Source organism: Burkholderia sp. 28_3 (assembly GCF_003253915.1).
Taxonomy (GTDB): Bacteria; Pseudomonadota; Gammaproteobacteria; order Burkholderiales; family Burkholderiaceae; genus Burkholderia; species Burkholderia cenocepacia.
Genome location: NZ_QKZF01000012.1, coordinates 192,982 through 213,792, shown reverse-complemented (window position 1 = coordinate 213,792; position 20,811 = coordinate 192,982). Strand labels below are relative to the sequence as shown.

16 protein-coding genes and 7 tRNA genes are annotated in these 20,811 nt (G+C 67.9%); 6 read left to right on the top strand and 17 right to left on the bottom strand.

Annotated elements, in window-relative coordinates:
* Positions 1 to 18: 18 nt before the first annotated feature.
* The 8 genes from DFS13_RS24255 to gltX all read right to left on the bottom strand — a co-directional run bounded on the left by DFS13_RS24255 (position 19) and on the right by gltX (position 2,586).
* Positions 19 to 95, bottom strand: a tRNA-Asp gene (locus DFS13_RS24255).
* A gap of 73 nt (positions 96 to 168) precedes the next feature.
* A tRNA-Glu gene (locus tag DFS13_RS24250) sits at positions 169 to 244 on the bottom strand.
* Positions 245 to 309: 65 nt separating this feature from the next.
* Positions 310 to 386, bottom strand: a tRNA-Asp gene (locus DFS13_RS24245).
* Positions 387 to 465: 79 nt separating this feature from the next.
* Positions 466 to 541 (bottom strand) — tRNA-Glu (locus DFS13_RS24240).
* A gap of 63 nt (positions 542 to 604) precedes the next feature.
* Positions 605 to 681 (bottom strand) — tRNA-Asp (locus DFS13_RS24235).
* A 78-nt stretch (positions 682 to 759) separates the two neighbouring features.
* A tRNA-Glu gene (locus DFS13_RS24230) sits at positions 760 to 835 on the bottom strand.
* Between the two features lie 137 nt (positions 836 to 972).
* Positions 973 to 1,048: transfer RNA gene (locus DFS13_RS24225), tRNA-Ala, on the bottom strand.
* A 128-nt stretch (positions 1,049 to 1,176) separates the two neighbouring features.
* Positions 1,177 to 2,586, bottom strand: coding sequence for a glutamate--tRNA ligase (gene gltX / locus DFS13_RS24220; RefSeq protein WP_006481951.1), 1,410 nt, complete (start codon positions 2,584 to 2,586; stop codon positions 1,177 to 1,179).
* A 279-nt stretch (positions 2,587 to 2,865) separates the two neighbouring features.
* Here gltX and DFS13_RS24215 point away from each other — a divergent pair, with 279 nt between their 5' ends.
* Positions 2,866 to 3,783 carry a patatin-like phospholipase family protein gene (locus DFS13_RS24215; RefSeq protein WP_006481941.1) on the top strand — a complete coding sequence of 306 codons (918 nt, stop codon included), beginning with the start codon at positions 2,866 to 2,868 and terminating at the stop codon, positions 3,781 to 3,783.
* Positions 3,784 to 3,936: 153 nt separating this feature from the next.
* On the opposite strand, the gene DFS13_RS24210 is transcribed toward DFS13_RS24215, so the two are convergent.
* The 6 genes from DFS13_RS24210 to DFS13_RS24185 all read right to left on the bottom strand — a co-directional run bounded on the left by DFS13_RS24210 (position 3,937) and on the right by DFS13_RS24185 (position 10,972).
* Positions 3,937 to 4,611 (bottom strand): C40 family peptidase, encoded by a 675-nt coding sequence (locus DFS13_RS24210; RefSeq protein ID WP_111442215.1) that lies wholly within the window; start codon positions 4,609 to 4,611, stop codon positions 3,937 to 3,939.
* 128 nt (positions 4,612 to 4,739) lie between these two features.
* Positions 4,740 to 6,362 (bottom strand): ABC transporter ATP-binding protein, encoded by a 1,623-nt coding sequence (locus DFS13_RS24205; RefSeq protein WP_111442214.1) that lies wholly within the window; start codon positions 6,360 to 6,362, stop codon positions 4,740 to 4,742.
* Positions 6,359 to 7,456: an ABC transporter permease gene (locus DFS13_RS24200; protein ID WP_006481943.1), complete on the bottom strand. Its 1,098-nt coding sequence runs from the start codon at positions 7,454 to 7,456 to the stop codon at positions 6,359 to 6,361. Before DFS13_RS24200 ends, DFS13_RS24205 begins: the two co-directional genes overlap by 4 nt.
* A gap of 48 nt (positions 7,457 to 7,504) precedes the next feature.
* Complete coding sequence (locus tag DFS13_RS24195) at positions 7,505 to 8,548, bottom strand: microcin C ABC transporter permease YejB (protein ID WP_111442213.1); 1,044 nt, start codon at positions 8,546 to 8,548, stop codon at positions 7,505 to 7,507.
* A 52-nt stretch (positions 8,549 to 8,600) separates the two neighbouring features.
* Positions 8,601 to 10,475 carry an extracellular solute-binding protein gene (locus DFS13_RS24190; protein ID WP_059722805.1) on the bottom strand — a complete coding sequence of 625 codons (1,875 nt, stop codon included), beginning with the start codon at positions 10,473 to 10,475 and terminating at the stop codon, positions 8,601 to 8,603.
* Between the two features lie 140 nt (positions 10,476 to 10,615).
* Positions 10,616 to 10,972 (bottom strand): hypothetical protein, encoded by a 357-nt coding sequence (locus DFS13_RS24185; protein ID WP_012328786.1) that lies wholly within the window; start codon positions 10,970 to 10,972, stop codon positions 10,616 to 10,618.
* Positions 10,973 to 11,266: 294 nt separating this feature from the next.
* On the opposite strand from DFS13_RS24185, the gene DFS13_RS24180 reads away from it, so the two are divergent.
* From DFS13_RS24180 to DFS13_RS24165, 4 genes are all read left to right on the top strand, one after another.
* On the top strand, positions 11,267 to 14,485 hold the full coding sequence (locus tag DFS13_RS24180; protein WP_111442212.1) for an efflux RND transporter permease subunit: 3,219 nt from the start codon (positions 11,267 to 11,269) through the stop codon (positions 14,483 to 14,485).
* Complete coding sequence (locus tag DFS13_RS24175) at positions 14,475 to 15,650, top strand: efflux RND transporter periplasmic adaptor subunit (RefSeq protein WP_111442211.1); 1,176 nt, start codon at positions 14,475 to 14,477, stop codon at positions 15,648 to 15,650. Before DFS13_RS24180 ends, DFS13_RS24175 begins: the two co-directional genes overlap by 11 nt.
* Complete coding sequence (locus DFS13_RS24170; RefSeq protein ID WP_048984790.1) at positions 15,643 to 17,058, top strand: efflux transporter outer membrane subunit; 1,416 nt, start codon at positions 15,643 to 15,645, stop codon at positions 17,056 to 17,058. Before DFS13_RS24175 ends, DFS13_RS24170 begins: the two co-directional genes overlap by 8 nt.
* Positions 17,059 to 17,168: 110 nt before the next feature.
* Positions 17,169 to 17,426: a DUF4148 domain-containing protein gene (locus DFS13_RS24165; RefSeq protein WP_111442210.1), complete on the top strand. Its 258-nt coding sequence runs from the start codon at positions 17,169 to 17,171 to the stop codon at positions 17,424 to 17,426.
* 82 nt (positions 17,427 to 17,508) lie between these two features.
* Here DFS13_RS24165 and DFS13_RS24160 read toward each other — a convergent pair whose 3' ends face one another.
* The 3 genes from DFS13_RS24160 to DFS13_RS24150 are packed head-to-tail and all read right to left on the bottom strand — an operon-like array spanning position 17,509 to position 20,271.
* Entirely contained in the window at positions 17,509 to 18,174 is a 666-nt protein-coding gene (locus tag DFS13_RS24160; protein ID WP_006483996.1) for a response regulator transcription factor, read from the bottom strand.
* A gap of 19 nt (positions 18,175 to 18,193) precedes the next feature.
* Positions 18,194 to 19,585 carry a HAMP domain-containing sensor histidine kinase gene (locus DFS13_RS24155; RefSeq protein ID WP_006498654.1) on the bottom strand — a complete coding sequence of 464 codons (1,392 nt, stop codon included), beginning with the start codon at positions 19,583 to 19,585 and terminating at the stop codon, positions 18,194 to 18,196.
* A gap of 11 nt (positions 19,586 to 19,596) precedes the next feature.
* Positions 19,597 to 20,271, bottom strand: a complete 675-nt coding sequence (locus DFS13_RS24150) for a response regulator transcription factor (protein ID WP_006483985.1) — start codon at positions 20,269 to 20,271, stop codon at positions 19,597 to 19,599.
* 217 nt (positions 20,272 to 20,488) lie between these two features.
* On the opposite strand from DFS13_RS24150, the gene DFS13_RS24145 reads away from it, so the two are divergent.
* On the top strand, positions 20,489 to 20,788 hold the full coding sequence (locus tag DFS13_RS24145) for a DUF4148 domain-containing protein (RefSeq protein WP_012492696.1): 300 nt from the start codon (positions 20,489 to 20,491) through the stop codon (positions 20,786 to 20,788).
* The last annotated feature ends 23 nt before the right edge of the window (positions 20,789 to 20,811 follow it).

Sequence of the window (20,811 nt, the reverse complement as noted above, 5' to 3'; positions counted from 1 at the left end):
GCGGGCTTCTTCATTTTCTGGCGGAGCGGACGGGACTCGAACCCGCGACCCCCGGCGTGACAGGCCGGTATTCTAACCGACTGAACTACCGCTCCAGTCTTGCTGCTTGCCTGGCAGGCGTCGGTTACTTCCTGCCGGCGCGTCGTTTGTTCGAACGACGCCGAAATCTGGCGTCCCCTAGGGGATTCGAACCCCTGTACTCACCGTGAAAGGGTGATGTCCTAGGCCTCTAGACGAAGGGGACAACGTACTGCTTACATCTTTAACGAGAAAGCCCGTTCAAAAACGCTTTTTGAACGGGCTTCGTTCTGGCGGAGCGGACGGGGCTCGAACCCGCGACCCCCGGCGTGACAGGCCGGTATTCTAACCAACTGAACTACCGCTCCAGCTTTCTGCACCATCGCCTGCAGGATCTCGTCACGTTCCTGCACACGCTGCGACACTTCTACGAAACGCCGCTGAATCTGGCGTCCCCTAGGGGATTCGAACCCCTGTACTCACCGTGAAAGGGTGATGTCCTAGGCCTCTAGACGAAGGGGACAACGTACTGCTTACATCTTTAATACAAAAGCCCGCTCAAAAACGTCTTGAACGGGCTTCGTTCTGGCGGAGCGGACGGGACTCGAACCCGCGACCCCCGGCGTGACAGGCCGGTATTCTAACCGACTGAACTACCGCTCCAGCTTTCTTACCCAACCTGCAGGACGTCGGTTACGTTCCTGCAAGCCTCGCGACACTTCTATGAAACGCCGCTGAATCTGGCGTCCCCTAGGGGATTCGAACCCCTGTACTCACCGTGAAAGGGTGATGTCCTAGGCCTCTAGACGAAGGGGACAAAATCTTTTCAGATTTGTCTGACTTTCGCTATTCACTTCTGGTCAACAGCGAAGGCCGAAATTCTAACTGCTTTGAATCATTTTGTGAAGCATTTATTACTACCGCTGCTTCGCCAATCAATTCGGTTTGTTCTGTTGGTGGAGGTAAGCGGGATCGAACCGCTGACCTCTTGCATGCCATGCAAGCGCTCTCCCAGCTGAGCTATACCCCCTTGCAGAACAGAAATGAGATTATATGGACCGATTTCGAACTTGTAAATACCCTTTTTACGATTCGCACGAAATTTTTTGCGAAGCCGCCGCGCGCGCATGCGCGGACGGCTTCGCGCACGCACGAACGTCAGGCCAGCGCGGCCTCGATGCGCGACACCACGACGTCGCGACCGAACAGCACGAGCACCGCGTCGATCGACGGCGTGTGCGTCGTGCCCGCCACCAGCAGGCGCACCGGCATCGCGAGCTGCGGCATCTTCAGCTTGTGTGCGGCGAGCGTCGCCTTCAACGCCGCGGATACTGCTTCCTTCGTCCAGTCGGCCGCCTTCAGCGCGGCGACGAGATCGGCCAGCGCCGGGCGCACCGCATCGGTCACGTGCTGCGCGAGCGCATCGGCCTCGGGCGCCGGCACGCGGTAGAACATCGTCGCGCCTTCCGCGATCTCCTTGACCGTCGTCGCACGATCCTTCATCAGGCCGACCACCGCGTCGAGCGCGGGGCCCGTCGCGATCGCCGCGTCATCGATGCCGAGTGCGTCGAGGAACGGCTTCGCGAGTTCGGCAAGGCGCGCGTTGTCGGCTTCCTTGATGTAATGCGCGTTCAGCCAGCTCAGCTTGCTGTGGTCGTACTGCGCGGGCGACTTGCCGAGATGCTCGAGATCGAACCATTCGACGAACTGCTCGCGCGAGAAGATCTCGGCGTCACCGTGCGACCAGCCGAGACGCGCGAGATAGTTGACGACGGCTTCCGGCAGGAAGCCCGCGTCGCGGTACGCCATCACGCTCATCGCGCCATGCCGCTTGCTCATCTTCTCGCCCTGCTCGTTCAGCACGGTCGGCAGGTGCGCATAGACGGGCGGCTCGCCGCCGAGCGCATTCAGGATGTTGATCTGGCGCGGCGTGTTGTTCACGTGGTCGTCGCCACGGATCACGTGCGTGATGCCCATGTCCATGTCGTCCACCACCACGCAGAAGTTGTAGATCGGCGTGCCGTCCGGGCGCGCGATCACGAGGTCGTCGAGTTCCTCGTTCGAGATCTCGACACGCCCCTTCACCGCGTCGTCCCACACGACCGTGCCCGTCAGCGGATTGCGGAAGCGCAGCACCGGCTTCACGCCGGCCGGCGGCTCCGGCAGCACCTTGCCGGGCTCCGGACGCCACGTACCGTCGTAGCGCGGCTTCAGGCCGGCTTCGCGCTGGCGTTCGCGCAGCGCGTCGAGTTCCTCGGCCGACATGTAGCACGGATAGGCGAGACCCTTCTCGAGCATCTGCGCGAGCACTTCGCGATAGCGATCCATCCGCTGCATCTGGTAGATCGGGCCTTCGTCGAAATCCAGCCCGAGCCATTGCATCCCTTCGAGGATCGCATCGACCGCTTCCTGCGACGAGCGCTCGACGTCGGTATCCTCGATGCGCAGCACGAACGTGCCTTTCATCTTGCGGGCGAACGCCCACGGATAGAGTGCGGAGCGGATGTTGCCGAGGTGGATGAAGCCGGTGGGACTCGGCGCGAAGCGGGTACGGACAGGACGGGTCATAAACGGTAACTCGAACGCCTGGGGCGCATGAATGATTCGACGCGGGACGACGACGGCAGCCCGGACAGCAACGGAGCCGGCGGCGCCCGGAACGGGAAAGAAGCCGGAATTATACTCGCGCCGGACATCGCGCCAAGCGCACCGCTTGCTTTATGATGTGCGCGCCGCGGCCGCCAGCCGGCGCGGCGCCGGCCGCACGGAACCTCCTGCGCGGCCGCTCGGAACCTATCGCCGCCGCGGGCCGTGTAACCCGCCGCCAAGCCGCCGGAGAACCATTCGATGTCGTCCCCTCGCCTGTCGCGCCGCCACTTCACGATCGCGTGCGCGTCCGCCAGCCTCGCCGCCTGTACGTCCTTCGGCGACAAGTCCCGCCCCGGCACGGCACCGCCGCAGGAGAAACCCGTCAAGATCGGCATCGCGCTCGGCGGCGGCGCCGCGCGCGGCTTCTCGCACATCGGCGTGCTGAAGGCGCTCGAGGCGCGCGGCATCCCGATCGAGCTCGTCGCCGGGACGAGCGCGGGCTCGGTGGTCGGCGCGCTCTACGCGTCCGGCATGAACGCGCTGCAGATCAACAAGATCGCGCTCGACATGGACCAGGCGTCGATCAGCGACTGGGCGCTGCCGTTTCGCTCGCGCGGCCTGCTGCAAGGCGTCGCGCTGCAGAACTTCCTGAACAAGACGCTCAACAACCGACCGATCGAGAAGATGGCGAAGCCGCTCGGCATCGTCGCGACGGACCTGCAAAGCGGCCAGCCGATCCTGTTCCAGCAGGGCAACACCGGGCTCGCGGTGCGCGCGTCGTGCAGCGTGCCGTCGGTGTTCGAGCCGGTGAAGATCGGCAATCGCGAATATGTGGACGGCGGGCTGGTGAGCCCGGTGCCGGCGTCGTTTGCGCGCAAGATGGGCGCGAGCTTCGTGATCGCGGTCGACATCTCGGCCCGACCGGACGGCGCGGCGACCAACAACCCGATCGAGATGCTGCTGCAGACCTTCACGATCATGGGCCAGACGATCAAGACCTACGAGCTCGACAAGTACGCGGACGTCGTGATTCGCCCGAACCTCGCGGCGATGGGCGGCAGCGACTTCAACCAGCGCAACGCGGCGATCCTCGCGGGCGAGGAAGCGGTCGCGCGCATCATGCCGGAACTGCAGCGCAAGCTCGCGGCGGCGCGCGGCGTGACGGCCGCCGCGTAAGCCACGATGGGCGGGCGGCCACGGCACACGCCGCGTCCCGGCCGCCGACGGAACGGCTTCGGCTTCGTCGCCAACGCCCGCCCCAAAACAAAAAACCCTGCCACCTTTCGGTGACAGGGTTTTTTATCGTCCGGCCCGACCGACCGGCAAACGTCAGTTGTTGCCGTTCGCCGAATCGTCGCCGATCGTCGCGCGCACGCGCTGACGCAGGTCTTCAGGCTTCATCGGGAATTCCGATTCGATCCGGCGCGCGCCGGTGAAACGCTTTTCCCAGTAGCCGCTGTCGAGATCGTCGACGCGCACCGTGCTGCCCGTCGACGGCGAGTGCACGAACTTGTTGTCGCCGATGTAGATGCCGACGTGCGAGAACGTGCGGCGCATCGTGTTGAAGAACACGAGATCGCCCGGCTTCAGGTTGCTCATGCTCACCTTCTCGCCGACGCGGCTCATTTCTTCCGCGCGACGCGGCAGCGACATGCCGAGCGTGTCCTGGAACACGTAGCGCACGAAGCCGCTGCAGTCGAGGCCCGAATCCGGCGAGTTGCCGCCCCAGCGATACCGCACGCCGATCATGTTCAGCGCGCCGACCACCACGTCGCCGGCCTTGCCCGCCATGCCGGCAAGGAACGACTTCGCGCCGCCGCTCGACGGCTGCGCGCTGGTCTGCTGGAGGGGGGAACCCGACCCGATCTGAGTCGAATTGGTGACATTCTGGTTAAAACTGCTGACTTCGTCGGCGAACGCGCCGGGAGCTGCTGCGAACAGGGCGCCGATGAACAGCCCGGCGATGGTGCGCGCGCATGCCTGGGTCAGGGATCGATGCTGCATTGGTCGATGGAATTTGCTTAAAAATCAGCTGATTGGCGGAAAATTTCGGTCGATACTAGCCAGCGCGTAATCGTTTGTCAAAACAAATTAAAAAATACAATCGAGATGGTCAGACCATTGGACGCCTATCACGCTTTCCAGACCGCTTTCAACAGCTTTTGTGTGTAAGGATGTGACGGTCTGGTGAAGACGTCGGACACCTCCCCCGACTCGACGACCGCGCCGTCCTGCATCACCGCGACGCGGTGCGCCATCGCGCCGATCACCTCCAGGTCGTGGCTGATGAACACGTAGCCGAGGTTGTATTTCTGTTGCAAATTCGCGAGCAGCTTCAGCACCTGCTGCTGGATCGACACGTCGAGCGCCGACGTCGGCTCGTCGAGGATCAGGATGCGCGGCTCCAACACCAGCGCGCGCGCGATCGCGATCCGCTGGCGCTGCCCGCCCGAGAATTCGTGCGGATAACGGTGCAGCACCGTGCGGTCGAGGCCGACTTCGCGCAGCACTGCGAGCGACTTCGCGCGGCGCGCGTCGGGCGTCATGTCCGGGCGATGCAGCTCGAGCCCCTCGCCGACGATCCGCTCGATCGTGTGACGCGGCGAAAGCGAACTGAACGGATCCTGAAAGACCACCTGCATGTTCGAGCGCAGCGCGGTCTGTTCGCGGCCGCGATAGGTCGATAGCGCGCGCCCCTGGAATTCGATCTCGCCGCCGGCCGTCTTCTGCAGCCCGAGCAGCGCCATCGCGAGCGTCGACTTCCCCGATCCCGATTCGCCGACGATGCCGAGCGTTTCGCCCTGCCGCACCGACACCGACACGTCGGCGACGGCCGTCACCGGCACCGTGCCGAACCAGCCCACGAAGCCCGGCCGCTTGCGCGCGAACTGCACGCTCACGTGGCGCGCGTCGAGCACGACGGGCGCGATCGGCATCACCGGCATGACCGCGCGTTGCGGCCGGCTGTTCAGCAGCCGCTGCGTATACGGATGCTCGGGTGCCGCGAAGATCCGCTCGACGGGCCCGCTCTCGACGAGCCGGCCGTGCTCCATCACCGCGACGCGCTGCGCGAAGTGCCGCACGAGATTCAGGTCGTGCGTGATCAGCAGGATCGCCATCCCGCGCTTTTCCGCTTCCTCGCGCTGCAGCTCCAGCAGCAGGTCGACGATCTGCGCGCGGATCGTCACGTCGAGCGCGGTGGTCGGCTCGTCGGCCAGCAGCAGGCGCGGCCGGCACGCGAGCGCCATCGCGATCATCGCGCGCTGCCGCTGGCCGCCCGACAACTGGTGCGGGTAGCTGTCGACGCGCTTCTCCGGCTCCGCGATGCCGGTGCGCGCGAGCAACGCGATCGCGCGCTTGCGCGCCTCCACGGCCGAGACGCCGTCGTGCAGCACGATCGTCTCGCCGATCTGCGCGCCGATCGTATACAGCGGGTTGAGCGCCGTCATCGGCTCCTGGAAGATCATCGCGATGTCCGAGCCGCGCAGCCCGCGCATCTCGCGCTCGCTCTTGGCGACCAGATCCTGCCCGGCGAAGCGGATCGCGCCGCTCACTTCGGCGTCGCGCAGCAGCCGCAGGATCGACAGCGCGGTCACGCTCTTGCCGGACCCCGACTCGCCGACGAGCGCGACCCGCTCGCCGCGCCCGATCGCGAGCGTCACGTCGTCCACCGCGACCGTGTCGCCGAAGCGTACGTGCAGACGCTCGAGCGACAGCAGCGGCTCGTGCTGCGTCGATACGGTCGATGTGCTCATCGCTGGCCTCCCGCGGCGCGCACCGAGTCGGCGATCCGCGTGTCGAGCGCGTTGCGCAGCGCGTCGCCCATGAAGGTCAGCAGCAGCAGCGTCGCGACCAGCACGCCGAAGGTCGACAGCGAGATCCACCATGCGTCGAGGTTGCCCTTGCCCTGCGCGAGCAGTTCGCCGAGGCTCGGCGTCGGCGGCGGCACGCCGAGCCCGAGGAAATCGAGGCTCGTCAGCGCGAGGATCGACCCGCTCATCCGGAACGGCAGGAACGTGATCACCGGCGTGAGACTGTTCGGCAGGACGTGGCGCCAGATGATCTGCCAGTTCGTCAGCCCCATCGCGCGCGCCGCGCGCACGTAGTCCTGGGTGCGGTTGCGCAGGAATTCCGCGCGTACGTAGTCGGCGAGCCCGATCCAGCCGAACAGCGACAGCAGCACGATCAGCAGCAGGAAGCTCGGCTCGAAGATCGACGCGAAGATGATCAGCAGGTACAGCTCCGGCAGCGAGCTCCAGATCTCGATCAGCCGCTGCCCGACGATGTCGATGCGTCCGCCGAAGAAGCCCTGCACGGCGCCCGCGGCGATCCCGAGCAGCGTGCCGATCACGGTCAGGATCAGCCCGAACTCGACCGACACGCGGAACCCGTACACGAGCCGCGCGAGCAGGTCGCGGCCCTGCGCGTCGGTGCCGAGCCAGTTCTCGCGCGACGGCGGCGCCGGGTTCGGTACGTTCGAGAAGTAGTTCAGCGTGTCGTAGTAATAGCGGTTCGGCGGATAGACGACGAAGTTGCCGGGCGCCTCGAGCCGCTTGCGCACATACGGATCGAGATAGTCGGCCGGCGTCGGGAAATCGCCGCCGAAGGTCGTCTCCGGGTACGCATGGAACATCGGGAAATAGGTCTGGCCGTCGTAGCGCACGACGAGCGGCTTGTCGTTCGACCACAGCGGCGCCGCGAGGCTCGCGGCAAAGGCCACGACGAAGATCACGAAGCTCCAGTAGCCGACGCGCTGCTGCCTGAAGCGCTGCCACACGCGGCGGGCGGGCGACGGCGACACGCGCGCCCGCGCGGCGTCGAGACGGGAAGAGGCGACGGCCCGGTTCATCGCGCTCCTCGCCCGCTGGCGCCGGGCATGCGCATGGCTCGTTTCATGTCAGCGCTCCAGGTTGTCGAATTGAATGCGCGGATCGACCCACACATAGCAGAGATCGGAGATCAGCTTGGTCGCGAGCCCGATCAGCGTGAACAGGTACAGCGTGCCGAGCACGACCGGATAGTCGCGCCGCACGACCGATTCGTACGACAGCAGCCCGAGGCCGTCGAGCGAGAACAGCGTCTCGATCAGCAGGCTGCCGGTGAAGAACGCACCGATGAACGCGGCCGGGAAACCGACGATCAGCGGCAGCATCGCGTTGCGGAACACGTGCTTCCACAGCACGCTGCGCTCGGAGAGCCCCTTCGCGCGCGCGGTCAGCACGTATTGCCGGCGGATCTCGTCGAGGAACGCGTTCTTCGTGAGCATCGTGACGACCGCGAAGCTGCCGACGACCGACGCGGTGATCGGCAGCGCGATGTGCCACAGGTAGTCGAGCACCTTGCCGACGAGCGACAGCTGCGCGAAGTTGTCCGACGTGAGGCCGCGCAGCGGGAAGAGCTGCCAGAACGAGCCGCCGCCGAACAGCACGAGCAGCAGCACGCCCAGCACGAAGCCTGGAATCGCATAGCCGACGAGCACGACGAGGCTCGTCGCGACGTCGAACGGCGAACCGTTGCGCACCGCCTTCGCGATGCCGAGCGGCACCGAGATCAGGTACGTGAGGAAGAACGTCCACAGCCCGATGCTGATCGACACGGGCAGCTTCTGCACGACCAGCGACCACACGCTCTGGTGGCGGAAATAGCTGTCGCCGAGATCGAAGCGCGCGAAGCGCTTCAGCATCAGCCAGTAGCGTTCGAGCGGCGGCTTGTCGAAGCCGTACAGCGCCTTCAACTGCGCGAGCTGCTGCGCGTCGACGCCGGTGTGCGCGCGCATCCCGAACGGCGTCGCGCCCTGCTCCGTCGCGCCCTTGCGCAACTCCTGCACGGCCTGCTCGACCGGGCCGCCCGGCACGAACTGGATCACCGCGAACGTGAGCGTCAGCACGCCGACGAGCGTCGGGATCATCAGCAGCAGGCGTTTGAGGATGTAGCTCCACATAGGGCGTCGACTCGTGATCGGGTGGCGGGGTTGAACAGAGGGCCGGCGCGGGTCAGTGATCGGGCTTCGCCCACCAGGTCGACACGACCCAGCCCTCGGCCGAATAGTACAGCGGCAGCGTCTGCGGATAGGCAAGCGTGCGCTTGTACGCGATGCGATGCGTCGTGCTGTACCACTGCGGGACCGCATAGTAGCCATGCATCAGCACGCGGTCGAGCGCGTGCGTCGCGTCGAGCAGTTCCTCGCGCGTCTGCGCGGTGCCGAGCGCATGCAGCAGCGCGTCGACGGCCGGCGATTTCAATCCGATGAAGTTGTCGGAGCCCGGCTCGTCGGCGAACTTGCTCGCGTAACGCGAGTATTGCTCGGCGCCCGGCACCTGCACGCCCGGCAGGCGGATCGTCGTCATGTCGTAGTCGAATGCGTCGAGGCGCTTTTGCAGCAGTGCGTAGTCGGCCGTGCGAAACCGCACGGCGATGCCGAGCTTCGCGAGGTTGCGCTGGTAGGCGGTCACGACGCCTTCCATCGCGCCGCCTGCATCGTCGAGGATCTCGAACGCGAACGGCTCGCCCTTCGCATTGCGCAGCGCGCCGTCGCGATAGGTCCAGCCGGCCTGCGCGAGCAGCGCGCGCGCCTTCAGCAGGTTCGCACGCAGCGAGCCCGGCGGATGGGTGTCCGGCTGCGTGACCATCGGGCCGAACACGGCCGGATCGAGCTGCGCGCGCAGCGGCTCCAGCAGCTTCAGCTCGCCCTCGCCCGGCGTACCGGTCGCCTGCAGGTCGGTGTCGGCGAAGTAACTGTTGAGGCGCGTATACGCGCTGTAGAACAGCTGGCGGTTCAGCCATTCGAAGTCGAACGCGAGGTCGAGCGCCTGGCGCACGCGCACGTCGCGAAACAGCGGCCGGCGCAAGTTCATGAAGAAGCCCTGCATGCCGGCGCCGTTATGTTGGCGGAATTCGCGCTTGACGAGCTCGCCGCTATCGAAACGCTTGCCGACGTCGCGCCGCGTCCAGTTGCGCGCGATGTACTCGACGAGCACGTCGTATTCGCCGGCCTTGAACGCCTCGAGCCGCGCGACGCCGTCGCCGTACAGCTTGTACACGATCCGCTCGAAGTTGTTGGTGCCGACCCGTACCGGCAAGTCGGCGCCCCAGTACGCGGGGTTGCGCCGATAGGTGATCGTGCGGCCGTTGTCGTAACGCTCGATCAGGTACGGGCCGCTGCCGATCGGCTGCTCGAACGCGAGCTGGTCGAACGGGATGCGCGAACCGTCCGCGCGCAATCCCCACTTGCGCGAAAACACCGGCACGCCGCCGGCGATCAGCGGCAACTCGCGATTCGCGCTGCGGAACTCGAAGCGCACGGTCGCCGGATCGACGACCACGACCTTCGCGATCTCCGCGAAATACGCGCCGAACTGCGGCGCGGCCTGCTTGCTCTTCAGCGTGTCGAACGAAAACTTGACGTCGTCGGCCGTGACGCGATCGCCGTTCGAAAAGCGTGCGCGCGGATTCAGGTGGAACGTGACCGAACGGCGGTCGGGCGCCACGGCGATGTCGTCGGCCAGCAGCCCGTACGCGGACGCCGGTTCGTCGGAGCTGCCGGTCGCGAGGCTCTCGAACAGCATGTCGATGCCGGGCGCGGCGTTGCCGCGCATCGTGAACGGATTGAACTTGTCGAACGACGTCAGCCGATTCGGGTTCGCGAGCACCAGCGTGCCGCCCTTCGGCGCGTCGGGGTTCACATAGTCGAAATGCTTGAAGCCCGGCGGATACTTCGGCTCGCCGTACTGCGCAATGGCGTAGGCCGCGTGCGCGGCCGGCACGGCCAGCGCCGCGTGCAGCGCCAGCACCGCGGCCACGCGGCCGGCGGCCCGCAGCGCGCCGAGGCGGGCGCGCGCGGCGGCGGCCCGGGGCGAACCCTTCGTCATAGAGGCCCTGTCGGTCGAATGAGGGTAGTAACGTGAACGATTCTACCCATTCAATCCGTCGAGCCAAAAGAAAACCGCCACGCGGGCGGTTTCCTCACGAGCGATCGTTGCGCACGCATCACGCACGCGCGACCGGTCGATCAACGCCAGCCGTTGTGGCGGCCGTGATCCCAGTGACCGCGATCGCCGCCCCAGCCGCGGCCATGGCGGCGGTACCACTCGTCGCGGCCCCAGTAGCGGCGGCCGTCCCAGTAGCGGTCGCCGTGCCAGCCGATCACGATCGCCGGCGCCGGCGCGTACACGGGCGCCGGTGCATAGACAGGCGCCGGCTGGTAGACGACCGGCGGAGGCGGCGGCGCATACACGGGCGCGGGCGCGACGTAGACCGGTGCCGGCACGCCGACGTTGATCCCGACATTGACTCCCGCCATTGCTGCGCCCGACACGAGCAAGGCCGTCATACCGGTCAGGAGCGAGGCAACACGCAAAGTCTTCATGGATTCCTCTTCTGGTTGTGTCATGTGTGATTCGACTATAACGGCAAGCACCGTCCCCGCATATTTCAAGTTTGTAAGAACTGATGCGCGGCATCGCAACGGGAAGCCAGCGCTAACGTCTTGTAACAATCGACGTCGATTGCCCGTCCATACCCTTTCCTAAAACATCTTTCATGCTGCGTCGCGCCCGGCGTTAAGCGGCGCCCCGCACACTGCGCGAGCCGAATCGGGCTCCCGCCGCGCTTCGGCACCTCGCTGACAGGCCGGCGCGTCGCGCCGGCGGAGACCTCGCCGATGCTGAAACTCGTCCGACTCGCGCTCGCGCGCCCCTATACGTTCATCGTCCTCGCACTGCTGATCCTGATCGCCGGGCCGCTCGCGGCGCTGCGCACGCCGACCGACATCTTCCCCGACATCCGGATTCCGGTCATCAGCGTCGTCTGGAACTACGCGGGCCTGCAGCCGGCCGACATGTCCGGGCGCATCGTCACCTACTACGAGCGCACGCTCGGCACGACGGTCAACGACGTCGCGCACATCGAGTCGCAGTCGTTCCGCAGCTTCGGGATCGTCAAGATCTTCTTCCAGCCGAGCGTCGACATCCGCACCGCGACCGCGCAGGTCACGTCGATCTCGCAGACCGTGCTCAAACAGATGCCGCCCGGCACCACGCCGCCGCAGATCCTCAACTACAACGCGTCGACCGTGCCCGTGCTGCAGCTCGCGCTCACCAGCGACACGCTGAACGAACAGCAGCTCGGCGACTACGCGACCAACGTGATCCGGCCGCAGTTGCTGTCCGTCGCCGGTGTCGCGATTCCGTCGCCGTACGGCGGCAAGGTGCGCCAGGTGCAGATCGACCTCGATCCGCAGGCGCTGCAGGCCAAGGGACTGTCCGCGCAGGACGTCGCGACCGCGCTCGCGCAGCAGAACCAGATCATCCCGGCCGGCACGCAGAAGATCGGCGGCTTCGAGTACAACATCCGCCTCAACAACAGCCCGTTGACCATCGACCAGCTCAATGCGCTGCCGATCCGCACCGTGAACGGCGCGGTGATCTTCATGCGCGACGTCGCGCACGTGCGCGACGGCTTTCCGCCGCAGGGCAACATCGTGCGCGTCGACGGCCGCCGCGCGGTGCTGATGAGCGTGCTGAAGAGCGGCTCGGCGTCGACGCTCGACATCATCGCGGGCGTCAAGGCGCAGCTGCCGCGCATCGAGGCGACGCTGCCGCCGTCGCTGCGGCTCGTCGTGATGGGCGACCAGTCGGTATTCGTGAAGGGCGCCGTGAGCGGCGTGGCGCGCGAAGGGCTGATCGCCGCCGCGCTCACGTCCGCGATGATCCTGCTGTTCCTCGGCAGCTGGCGCTCGACGCTGATCATCGCCGCGTCCATCCCGCTCGCGGTGCTGGCGGCGATCGCCGCGCTCGCGGCCGCGGGCGAGACGCTCAACGTGATGACGCTCGGCGGCCTCGCGCTCGCGGTCGGCATTCTGGTCGACGATGCGACCGTCACGATCGAGAACGTCAACTGGCATCTCGAACAGGGCAAGGACGTGCGCAGCGCGATCCTCGACGGCGCGTCGCAGATCGTCGCGCCGGCCTTCGTGTCGCTGCTGTGCGTCTGCATCGTGTTCGTGCCGATGCTGCTGCTCGACGGCGTCGCCCGCTTCCTGTTCGTGCCGATGGCCGAAGCGGTGATCTTCGCGATGATCGCGTCGTTCGTGCTGTCCCGCACGTTCGTGCCGATGATGGCGCACTACCTGCTGAAGGCGCATGCCGCGCATCCGGAAGCCGTGCTCGCGCCGCACGGCGCACCGTTCGCGCCGCCGCGCGCGCGCAATCTGCTGGTGGCGTTCCAGCAAGGGTTCGAGCGCCGCTTCGCGGCGCTGCGCGCGGGCTACCGCGTCGTGCTCGGCCTCGCCCTCGTCCACCGCGCCCGCTTCGTCGCGCTGTTCCTCGCCGCGGTGGCGGTGTCGTTCGCGCTGGTGCCGTGGCTCGGCCGCAATTTCTTCCCGTCGGTCGACGCCGGCGAAATCGCGATTCACGTGCGCGCGCCGATCGGCACGCGCATCGAGGAAACGGCCGCATTGTTCGATCGCGTCGAGCGCACGGTGCGCGGCGTCGTGCCGCCGCATGCGCTCGCGAGCATCGTCGACAACATGGGCTTGCCGAACAGCGGGATCAACCTCACGTACAGCAACAGCGGCACGATCGGCCCGCAGGACGGCGACATCCTCGTGTCGCTCACCGGCGACCACGCGCCGACGGCACGCTACGTGAAGCAGTTGCGCACCGTATTGCCGCGCGCGTTTCCGGGCGTGACGTTTTCGTTCCTGCCCGCCGACATCGTGAGCCAGATTCTCAATTTCGGCGCGCCCGCGCCGATCGACGTGCAGGTGACGGGCCCCGACCGCGCGGCCAACCGCGCGTATGCGACCGAGCTGTTGAGGCGCATCCGCACGGTGCCCGGCGTCGCCGACCCGCGCGTGCAGCAGGCGTCGACCTATCCGCAATTCACGGTGTCGGTCGATCGGGCCCGCGCCGCGCAGCTCGGCGTCACCGAGCAGGACGTCACCAATGCGGTGGTCGCGAGCCTGTCCGGCACGAGCCAGGTGTCGCCGACCTACTGGCTCGATCCACACAACGGCGTGTCCTATCCGATCGTCGCGCAGACCCCGCAGTACCGGATGACGTCACTGTCGGACCTGCGTGCGCTGCCCGTCACCGGCCGCGCGGGCGCGCCGCAACTGCTCGGCGGCCTTGCGACGATCGTGCGCGGACAGACCGATGCGGTCGTGTCGCACTACGACATCGCGCCGCTGTACGACATCTTCGCGACGACGCAGGACCGCGATCTCGGCGCGGTCAGCGCCGGCATCGAACGCGTGCTGCACGCGAGCGCGGCGGACCTGCCGAAAGGCTCGCGCGTGACGATGCGCGGCCAGGTGCAGACGATGAACAGCGCGTTCGGCGGCCTGCTTGCCGGCCTGGCCGGCGCGGTACTGCTGATCTACCTGTTGATCGTCGTGAACTTCCATTCGTGGCGCGACGCGTTCGTGATCGTGAGCGGGCTGCCCGCCGCGCTCGCCGGCATCGTCTGGATGCTGTTCGTCACGCGCACGCCGCTGTCGGTGCCGGCGTTGACGGGCGCGATCCTGTGCATGGGCGTCGCGACCGCGAACAGCATCCTCGTCGTCACCTTCGCGCGCGAACGGCTCGCGCATACCGCCGATGCGGCCGCCGCCGCGCTCGAGGCCGGCTTCACGCGCTTTCGGCCCGTGATGATGACGGCGCTCGCGATGATCATCGGCATGGCGCCGATGGCCCTCGGTCTCGGCGACGGCGGCGAACAGAACGCGCCGCTCGGCCGGGCGGTCATCGGCGGCCTGCTGTGCGCGACCGCCGCGACGCTGGTGTTCGTGCCCGTCGTGTTCAGCCTCGTTCACCGGCGCGATCGCGCGCCGCGCTCCGAATCCCTTTCCGTCACTCCGGGAGAACAGCATGTCCACTGAATTCGAAGTCCGTCCCCCCGGCACGCCGCGTTACCTGAAACCACTCGCGATCGCGGGCGCCGCGGTCGCACTCGTCGCCGCGGCCGCCGGTGTGTTTGCCCGCCAGCACGATGCGCACGCGGTCGCCGCGTGGACCGTGCAACAGGCGGTCCCGACCGTCGCGACGGTCGCGCCGCAGCCGGCCGCGGCCGACGCGCTCGTGCTGCCGGGCCGCCTCGACGCGTATGTCGACGCGCCGATCTATGCACGCGTGCCGGGCTACCTGCATGCGTGGTACGCGGACATCGGCGCGCACGTGAAGGCCGGTCAGTTGCTGGCGTCGATCGACACGCCCGATCTCGACCAGCAGTTGCAGCAGGCTCGAGCCGACCTGCAGAGCGCGAACGCGAACGAGCGGCTCGCGGCCGTCACGGCCGCCCGCTGGGCCGAGATGCTCGCGCAGGATTCCGTGTCGCAGCAGGAAGCCGACGAGAAACGCAGCGACCTCGACGCGAAGCGCGCGGCCGTCGCGGCGAGCACCGCCAACCTGCGGCGGCTCGAAGCGCTCGAATCGTTCAAGCGGCTCACCGCGCCGTTCGACGGCGTCGTGACCGCCCGCAAGACCGATGTCGGCGCGCTGATCGACGCGGGCAGCGGCAACGGCGCCGAACTCTTCACCGTGTCGGACGCGCGGCGTCTGCGCCTGTACATCCACGTGCCGCAAGACGACGCGGCCGCGATCCGCGCGGGCATGCATGTCGCGCTGACCGTGCCCGAGCGCCCCGGCATGACGTTCGACGCCGTGCTCGCGGATTCCGCGCAGTCGATCGATCCCGCTTCCGGCACGCTGCTCGCGCAGTTTTCGATCGCCAATCCGGCCGGCACACTGTTTCCCGGCGAATACGCGCAGGTGCGGATCGCGATGCCCGGCGCCGCGCATGGGCTGACGATTCCGGCCAGCACGCTGATCTTTCGTCACGACGGGTTGCAGGTCGCCGTGCTCGATGCACACGGGCACGCGCGGCTGCGCAACGTGTCGATCGGGACCGACCTCGGCACGCGCGTCGAGATCGCGTCGGGGCTCGCGGCAGGCGATCGCGTGATCGACAACCCGCCCGATTCGCTCGCGGACGGCGACCCCGTGCGCGTCGCCGGCGCGGCCACGACGGAGCACGCGCATGGCTGACCGTCTTCTCGCCGCGTTGCTGGGCAGCGCCGCACTGCTGGCCGGCTGTTCGCTGGCGCCGACGTATCGCGCGCCCGACGTTCCGGTGCCGGCCGCGTTTCGTGAAACGGGCCCGTGGATCGACGCCGCGCCGGCCGACCGCCTGCCGCGCGACGGCTGGTGGCGCGTGTACGGCGACGCGACGCTCGACCGGCTCGAACCGCTCGTCGCGCGCGCGAATCCCGATCTCGCCGCCGCCGTCGCGCGGCACGACGAAGCTGCCGCGCTGTTCGACGAAGCCCATGCGGCGCTGCTGCCGACCGTGGGCATCGGGGCCGAGACCGACCGCGACCGGCAGTCGGCGCGCCGGCCGTTGCGCGGCAGCGGCCAGCCTGACGTCTACGAATCGAACACGCTCGCGGCCGGCATCGGCTACGACGTCGATCTGTGGGGCAAGGTCCGCAATACGGTCGCGGCCGGCCGCGACGACGCGCAGGCGGCCGCCGACGATCTCGCGTCGGTCCAGCTGAGCCTGCAGGCCGGCGTCGCGAGTACCTACTTCGATCTCGCGGGTCTCGACCGCGAAGCCGACACGCTCACGCAAACCATCGACACGTACCGCCGCGCGTGGCAACTGACCGTCAGCCGCCATCGCGGCGGCCTCGCTTCGGGGCTCGACGTGGCGCGTGCGCAGACGCAACTCGCGCTCGCCCAGGCCCGCGCGTCCGACATCGCCGCCCGCCGCGCGCTCGACGAGCACGCGATCGCGGCGCTCGTCGGCGCGTCGGCATCGACGTTCACGCTGCCGTCCGCCGCGGCACTGCCCGGCGTGCCACCGATCCCGACGGGACTTGCCTCGACGCTGCTCGAACGCCGGCCGGACGTCGCCGCCGCCGAGCGCCGCGTCGCGGCCGCGAACGCGCGAATCGGCGTCGCGCGCGCGGCTTTTTTCCCGGACCTGTCGCTCGGCCTCGACGCGGGCTTCCAGAGCGATACGTTCTCGCCGTGGCTCGCCGCGCCGAACGAGATCTGGTCGATCGGGCCGCGTCTCGCGATGACGCTGTTCGACGGCGGCCTGCGCGCGGCCGGCGTGCGCCACGCCCGTGCGCAGTTCGCCGAACAGGGTGCGCGCTACCGGTCCGTCGTGCTGCAGGCGTTCCGCGAAGTCGAGGACGATCTCGCGCTGCTGCACCGCCTCGGCGACGAAGCGGACCAGGACGACGCGGCGCTCGTCGCGGCGCGGCAGTCGCTGATGCTCGCGATGTCGCGCTATCGCGACGGCGCGGTCAGCTATCTCGACGTGGTCACCGCGCAGACGACCGAACTCGATACGCAGATCGCGGCGCTCGATGTCGACACGCGGCGCCTGCAGGCATCCGTCGGGCTCGTACGCGCACTCGGCGGCGGCTGGCGCGGCGCGCGTTCATGAACGTTTCTTCATCGGCACGCCCGGCGTCCGTCGGGGTGTGCCCGATAACGTGTGTCATGCCGGCATCGCCATCGCGGCGACGGCCCCTGCCACCTGAAAAGGATCACGCCATGAAAACCTTGATGTTCGCCACCCTCCTCTCGGCGCTCTGCGTCGCCCTGCCCGGCCAGGCCAGCGCAACGCAAGCCGACGCGGCAATTGCCCCGCTGACGCTCGCATCGTCGACGCCCGCACCGGTGTCGCAGCAATCGGCATGGAATGCACCGCAGGCCGCCCCGCTGACGCGCGCGCAGGTCTATCGCGAACTGGTCCACGCCGAGCGCGATGGCCAGCTCGAGCGGCTCAATCGCGAGCTCTATTCGCATTGAGTGGTCCCGCCTCACGTGACCGGGCATGCCGCGCGACGTGCGGCATGCCTGTCTTGACGAAACGGGGCGCGGCACCCCTCCGTCAGCCGCCCGTGTCGAACCGGAAGCCGTATCGCGCCACCGTTTCGATCCGCGCGGAGAACGCATGCGCGACCAGCTTGCGCCGCAACCGTACGACGAGCGCATTGACCGTTTCGGGTTCGATGTCGGCGTCGCCCCACGCATAGCGCAGCACCGCGTCGCGGCCGACCGGCCGCCCCGCTTCCCGCAGCAGGCATTCGACCACGCGAAACTCCCGTGCGCTGAGCGCGAGCCGCCGGCCCCGCTCCTCGAGTGCGCGCGTCGCCGTGTCGAGCCGGATCGAGTCACGCATCGCGATCACGCCCGCACGGCGCCACAGCGCGCGCAACCGCTCGTGCAATTCGACGAACGAGCATGGATGGGCCAGGCATACGTCGCAGCCCGCCTTCAGCATCTGCGCGCGCTGGGCGGACGTGGCGCCGGCAACGATCGCGGCGATCGTCGCGCTGCCGGCCGATGCGGCGAGCAGCGGCAAGCCATCGAGAACCGCCGGCGCGGCCGCGCCATCGGTGGCGACGATCACGATCGCGTCGAACCGGTCCTGCGTCGCCGCGAAACAGCCATCGCGCCATTCGTCGACGCGTTCGACGCCGTGCATGCTTTCCCGAAACGCCTTGTCGAGCCGCGACACGTCCGGATTCGGCGGAGCAATCAGCAGGATGCGCATCGATCGGTCTCCTGCGCGCTCATGCGAGCGAACGCGGCCAGCATTCGACCGTGATCGCCGCGCCGGCCGGCTGCGCATCGCCGATCCGCAGCGCGAAACCATGTACGCGCATCACCGCCGACACGATGCTTAATCCAAGTCCCGAACCGTTCACGTGGCGGGTGCGCTCGCCGCGATAGAAGCGTTCGAGCACCGCATTGCGCTCACCGGGCGGAATGCCGGGCCCGGTGTCCTCGAACCGGACGAGCGGACCATGCGGCGTCGTCTGGAGCACGACGCGCACGCGGCCGCCCGGCGGTGTGAACTTGATCGCGTTGTCCGCGAGATTGCTGAACGCCTCGAACAGCAACGCACGATCGCCATGGATGCCGTCGACCGTGGCCGCCTCGAGCTCGAACGACACGTCGACGGCCTCGGCCAGCGGCTCGTACAGCTCGCACACGTCGCGCAGCAAGACGGCGACGTCGACCGCGGCAAAGCCGCCGCGCCGGCTCAGCGTGCCGATCTCGGAGATGCGCAGCATCGCGCGAAAACGTTCGAGCAGCCGGTCGGTCTCGTCGCGCGCCGAAGCCAGCAGCGCCGCCGACGCGGGATCGTGGGCGCAGACCGGCTGGTCGGCGAGCCGCGCCAGCATCGTATGCACGCGAGCAAGCGGCGTACGCAGGTCGTGCGCGATCCCGTCGCAGGCATGGCGCACCTCGCCCATCAGCCGCTCGACTTCGTCGAGCATGTGGTTCACGAGATGCGCGAGCAGATCGAGTTCGTCGTAGCGGCCGACCGGCAGCCGCTTGCCGAGATCGCCTTCGGCGATCTGCCGCGTGACGCGCCGGATCGCGGCGACGCGGCGCATCTGCCGCATGCCGAGCATGCTGCCGCCCGCGATGCCGGCGATCAGGATCATCACGCCGCCGACCACGAGCCCGCGGATCGCGACGTCGCGGATCTGGATGAAATGCGACAGGTCGCGCGCGACGACCAGCGTCATCCCGTTGTCGCGGCGCACGGCCATCGCGCGCGCGATCGGCGACGATTGGCCGTCGAGCGGCGCAAGCGTGCGGTTCAGCGTCCGGCCGTGGCGATCGGTGCGCAGCGCCGGCGGCGTCGCGATGTCACCGGCCACGCGGCGCCCGCTCGCATCGAACAGCCCGTAGAAATTCGTGTGCATGTGCTCGTGCTCGAGCCGCCGATGGATCGCGAGCGGCAGCTCGGCATCGGGAATCGAATCGAAATAGATCAGTTGCCACGCGAGCACGTCGTCGGTGTCGCGTGTCATCGTATGCGTCGCGGCGACGCTGATCACGCCCGCGAGCAGCAGCAGCGACACCGAGAAGATCGCCGCGTACGCGCACAGCCAGCGAAACGTCGTCGTATGCCAGCGGCGCGTGAAATTCGCCGCGCGAGCTGCGTCCATCCGTGCCTCCGTCAAGCGAGCATGTAGCCCGATCCGCGCACCGTCTGGATCATCGGGTTCGCGCCAGGCGGATCGATCTTCTTGCGCAGCCGGCCCATGTGGACGTCGATCAGGTTGGTGCCGGGATCGAAGTGATAGCCCCACACGGCCTCGAACAGCATCGTGCGCGTGATCGTCTGGCCCGCGTTGCGCATCATGAATTCGAGCACGCGGAACTCGGTCGGCAGCAGCGGAATCTCGTCGGCGCCGCGACGCGCGCAGCGCGAAATGAGGTCGAGCTCGAGCGCGCCGACCTTCAGCAGCGTCTGCTGCGGCACGCCCGAGGCTTGCCGGCGGCGCAGCAGCACTTCGATGCGCGCGCTCAGTTCGCCCGAATCGAACGGCTTCGTCAGGTAATCGTCGCCGCCCGCGCGCAGCCCGCGAATCCGCTCGTCGACGTCGCCGAGCGCGCTCAGCATCAGCACCGGCGTGTCGATGCCGACCGTGCGCATCGCGGTCAGGATCGCGAGGCCGTCCGCGCCCGGCAGCATCCGGTCGAGCGTGATCGCGTCGTACGAGGCGCTCATCGCCCGCATCATCCCTTCGCGACCGTTGTCGATCCAGTCGACCTCGAATCCGCGCGCGGTCAGTTCGCCGACGATTTCGTTCGCGGTCACCGCATCGTCCTCGACCGTCAGTACTCGCATGATTGCCCTCGCAATGAACCTCAAGACGGGCGCGCACGACGCGCCCGACGCTATCGTAAGCGCCGCGAGCGCCGTGCGGCGCCAGATGAAAATAGCTTCATCCGGCCGCGCGGCCGCACGCGTGAAACATGTTTCATCCAGGCGTCGCCCGCCCCGCGGCCGGTGCCGCCTACGCTCACGTCATGCGGCATCGGGCCGCGAAACCAGGAGCTACCGGATGAAACCGTCGACCACCCTCGCCTGCATGCTGCTCGCCTGCGCCAGCACCGCCGCGTTCGCGGGGCCGCACCTCACCCCGCAGGAATGCAATGCGTACCCGTTCGTGCACACGGGCCACGATGTCACGCGCGCGGACCTCGTGCGCGAGCTGACCGAGCTCGAACAGGTCGGCTACGACCCCGCCCATGCGAGCCCGTATTACCCGGACGATCTCGACGGCGCGAAGCATCGGCTCGCCGCCGAGTACCGCGCCGACTGCACGCATGCGTTGACCGCCGACGCGGGCACGCCGCACTGACTGTACGGTCCGGCGCGACGCAG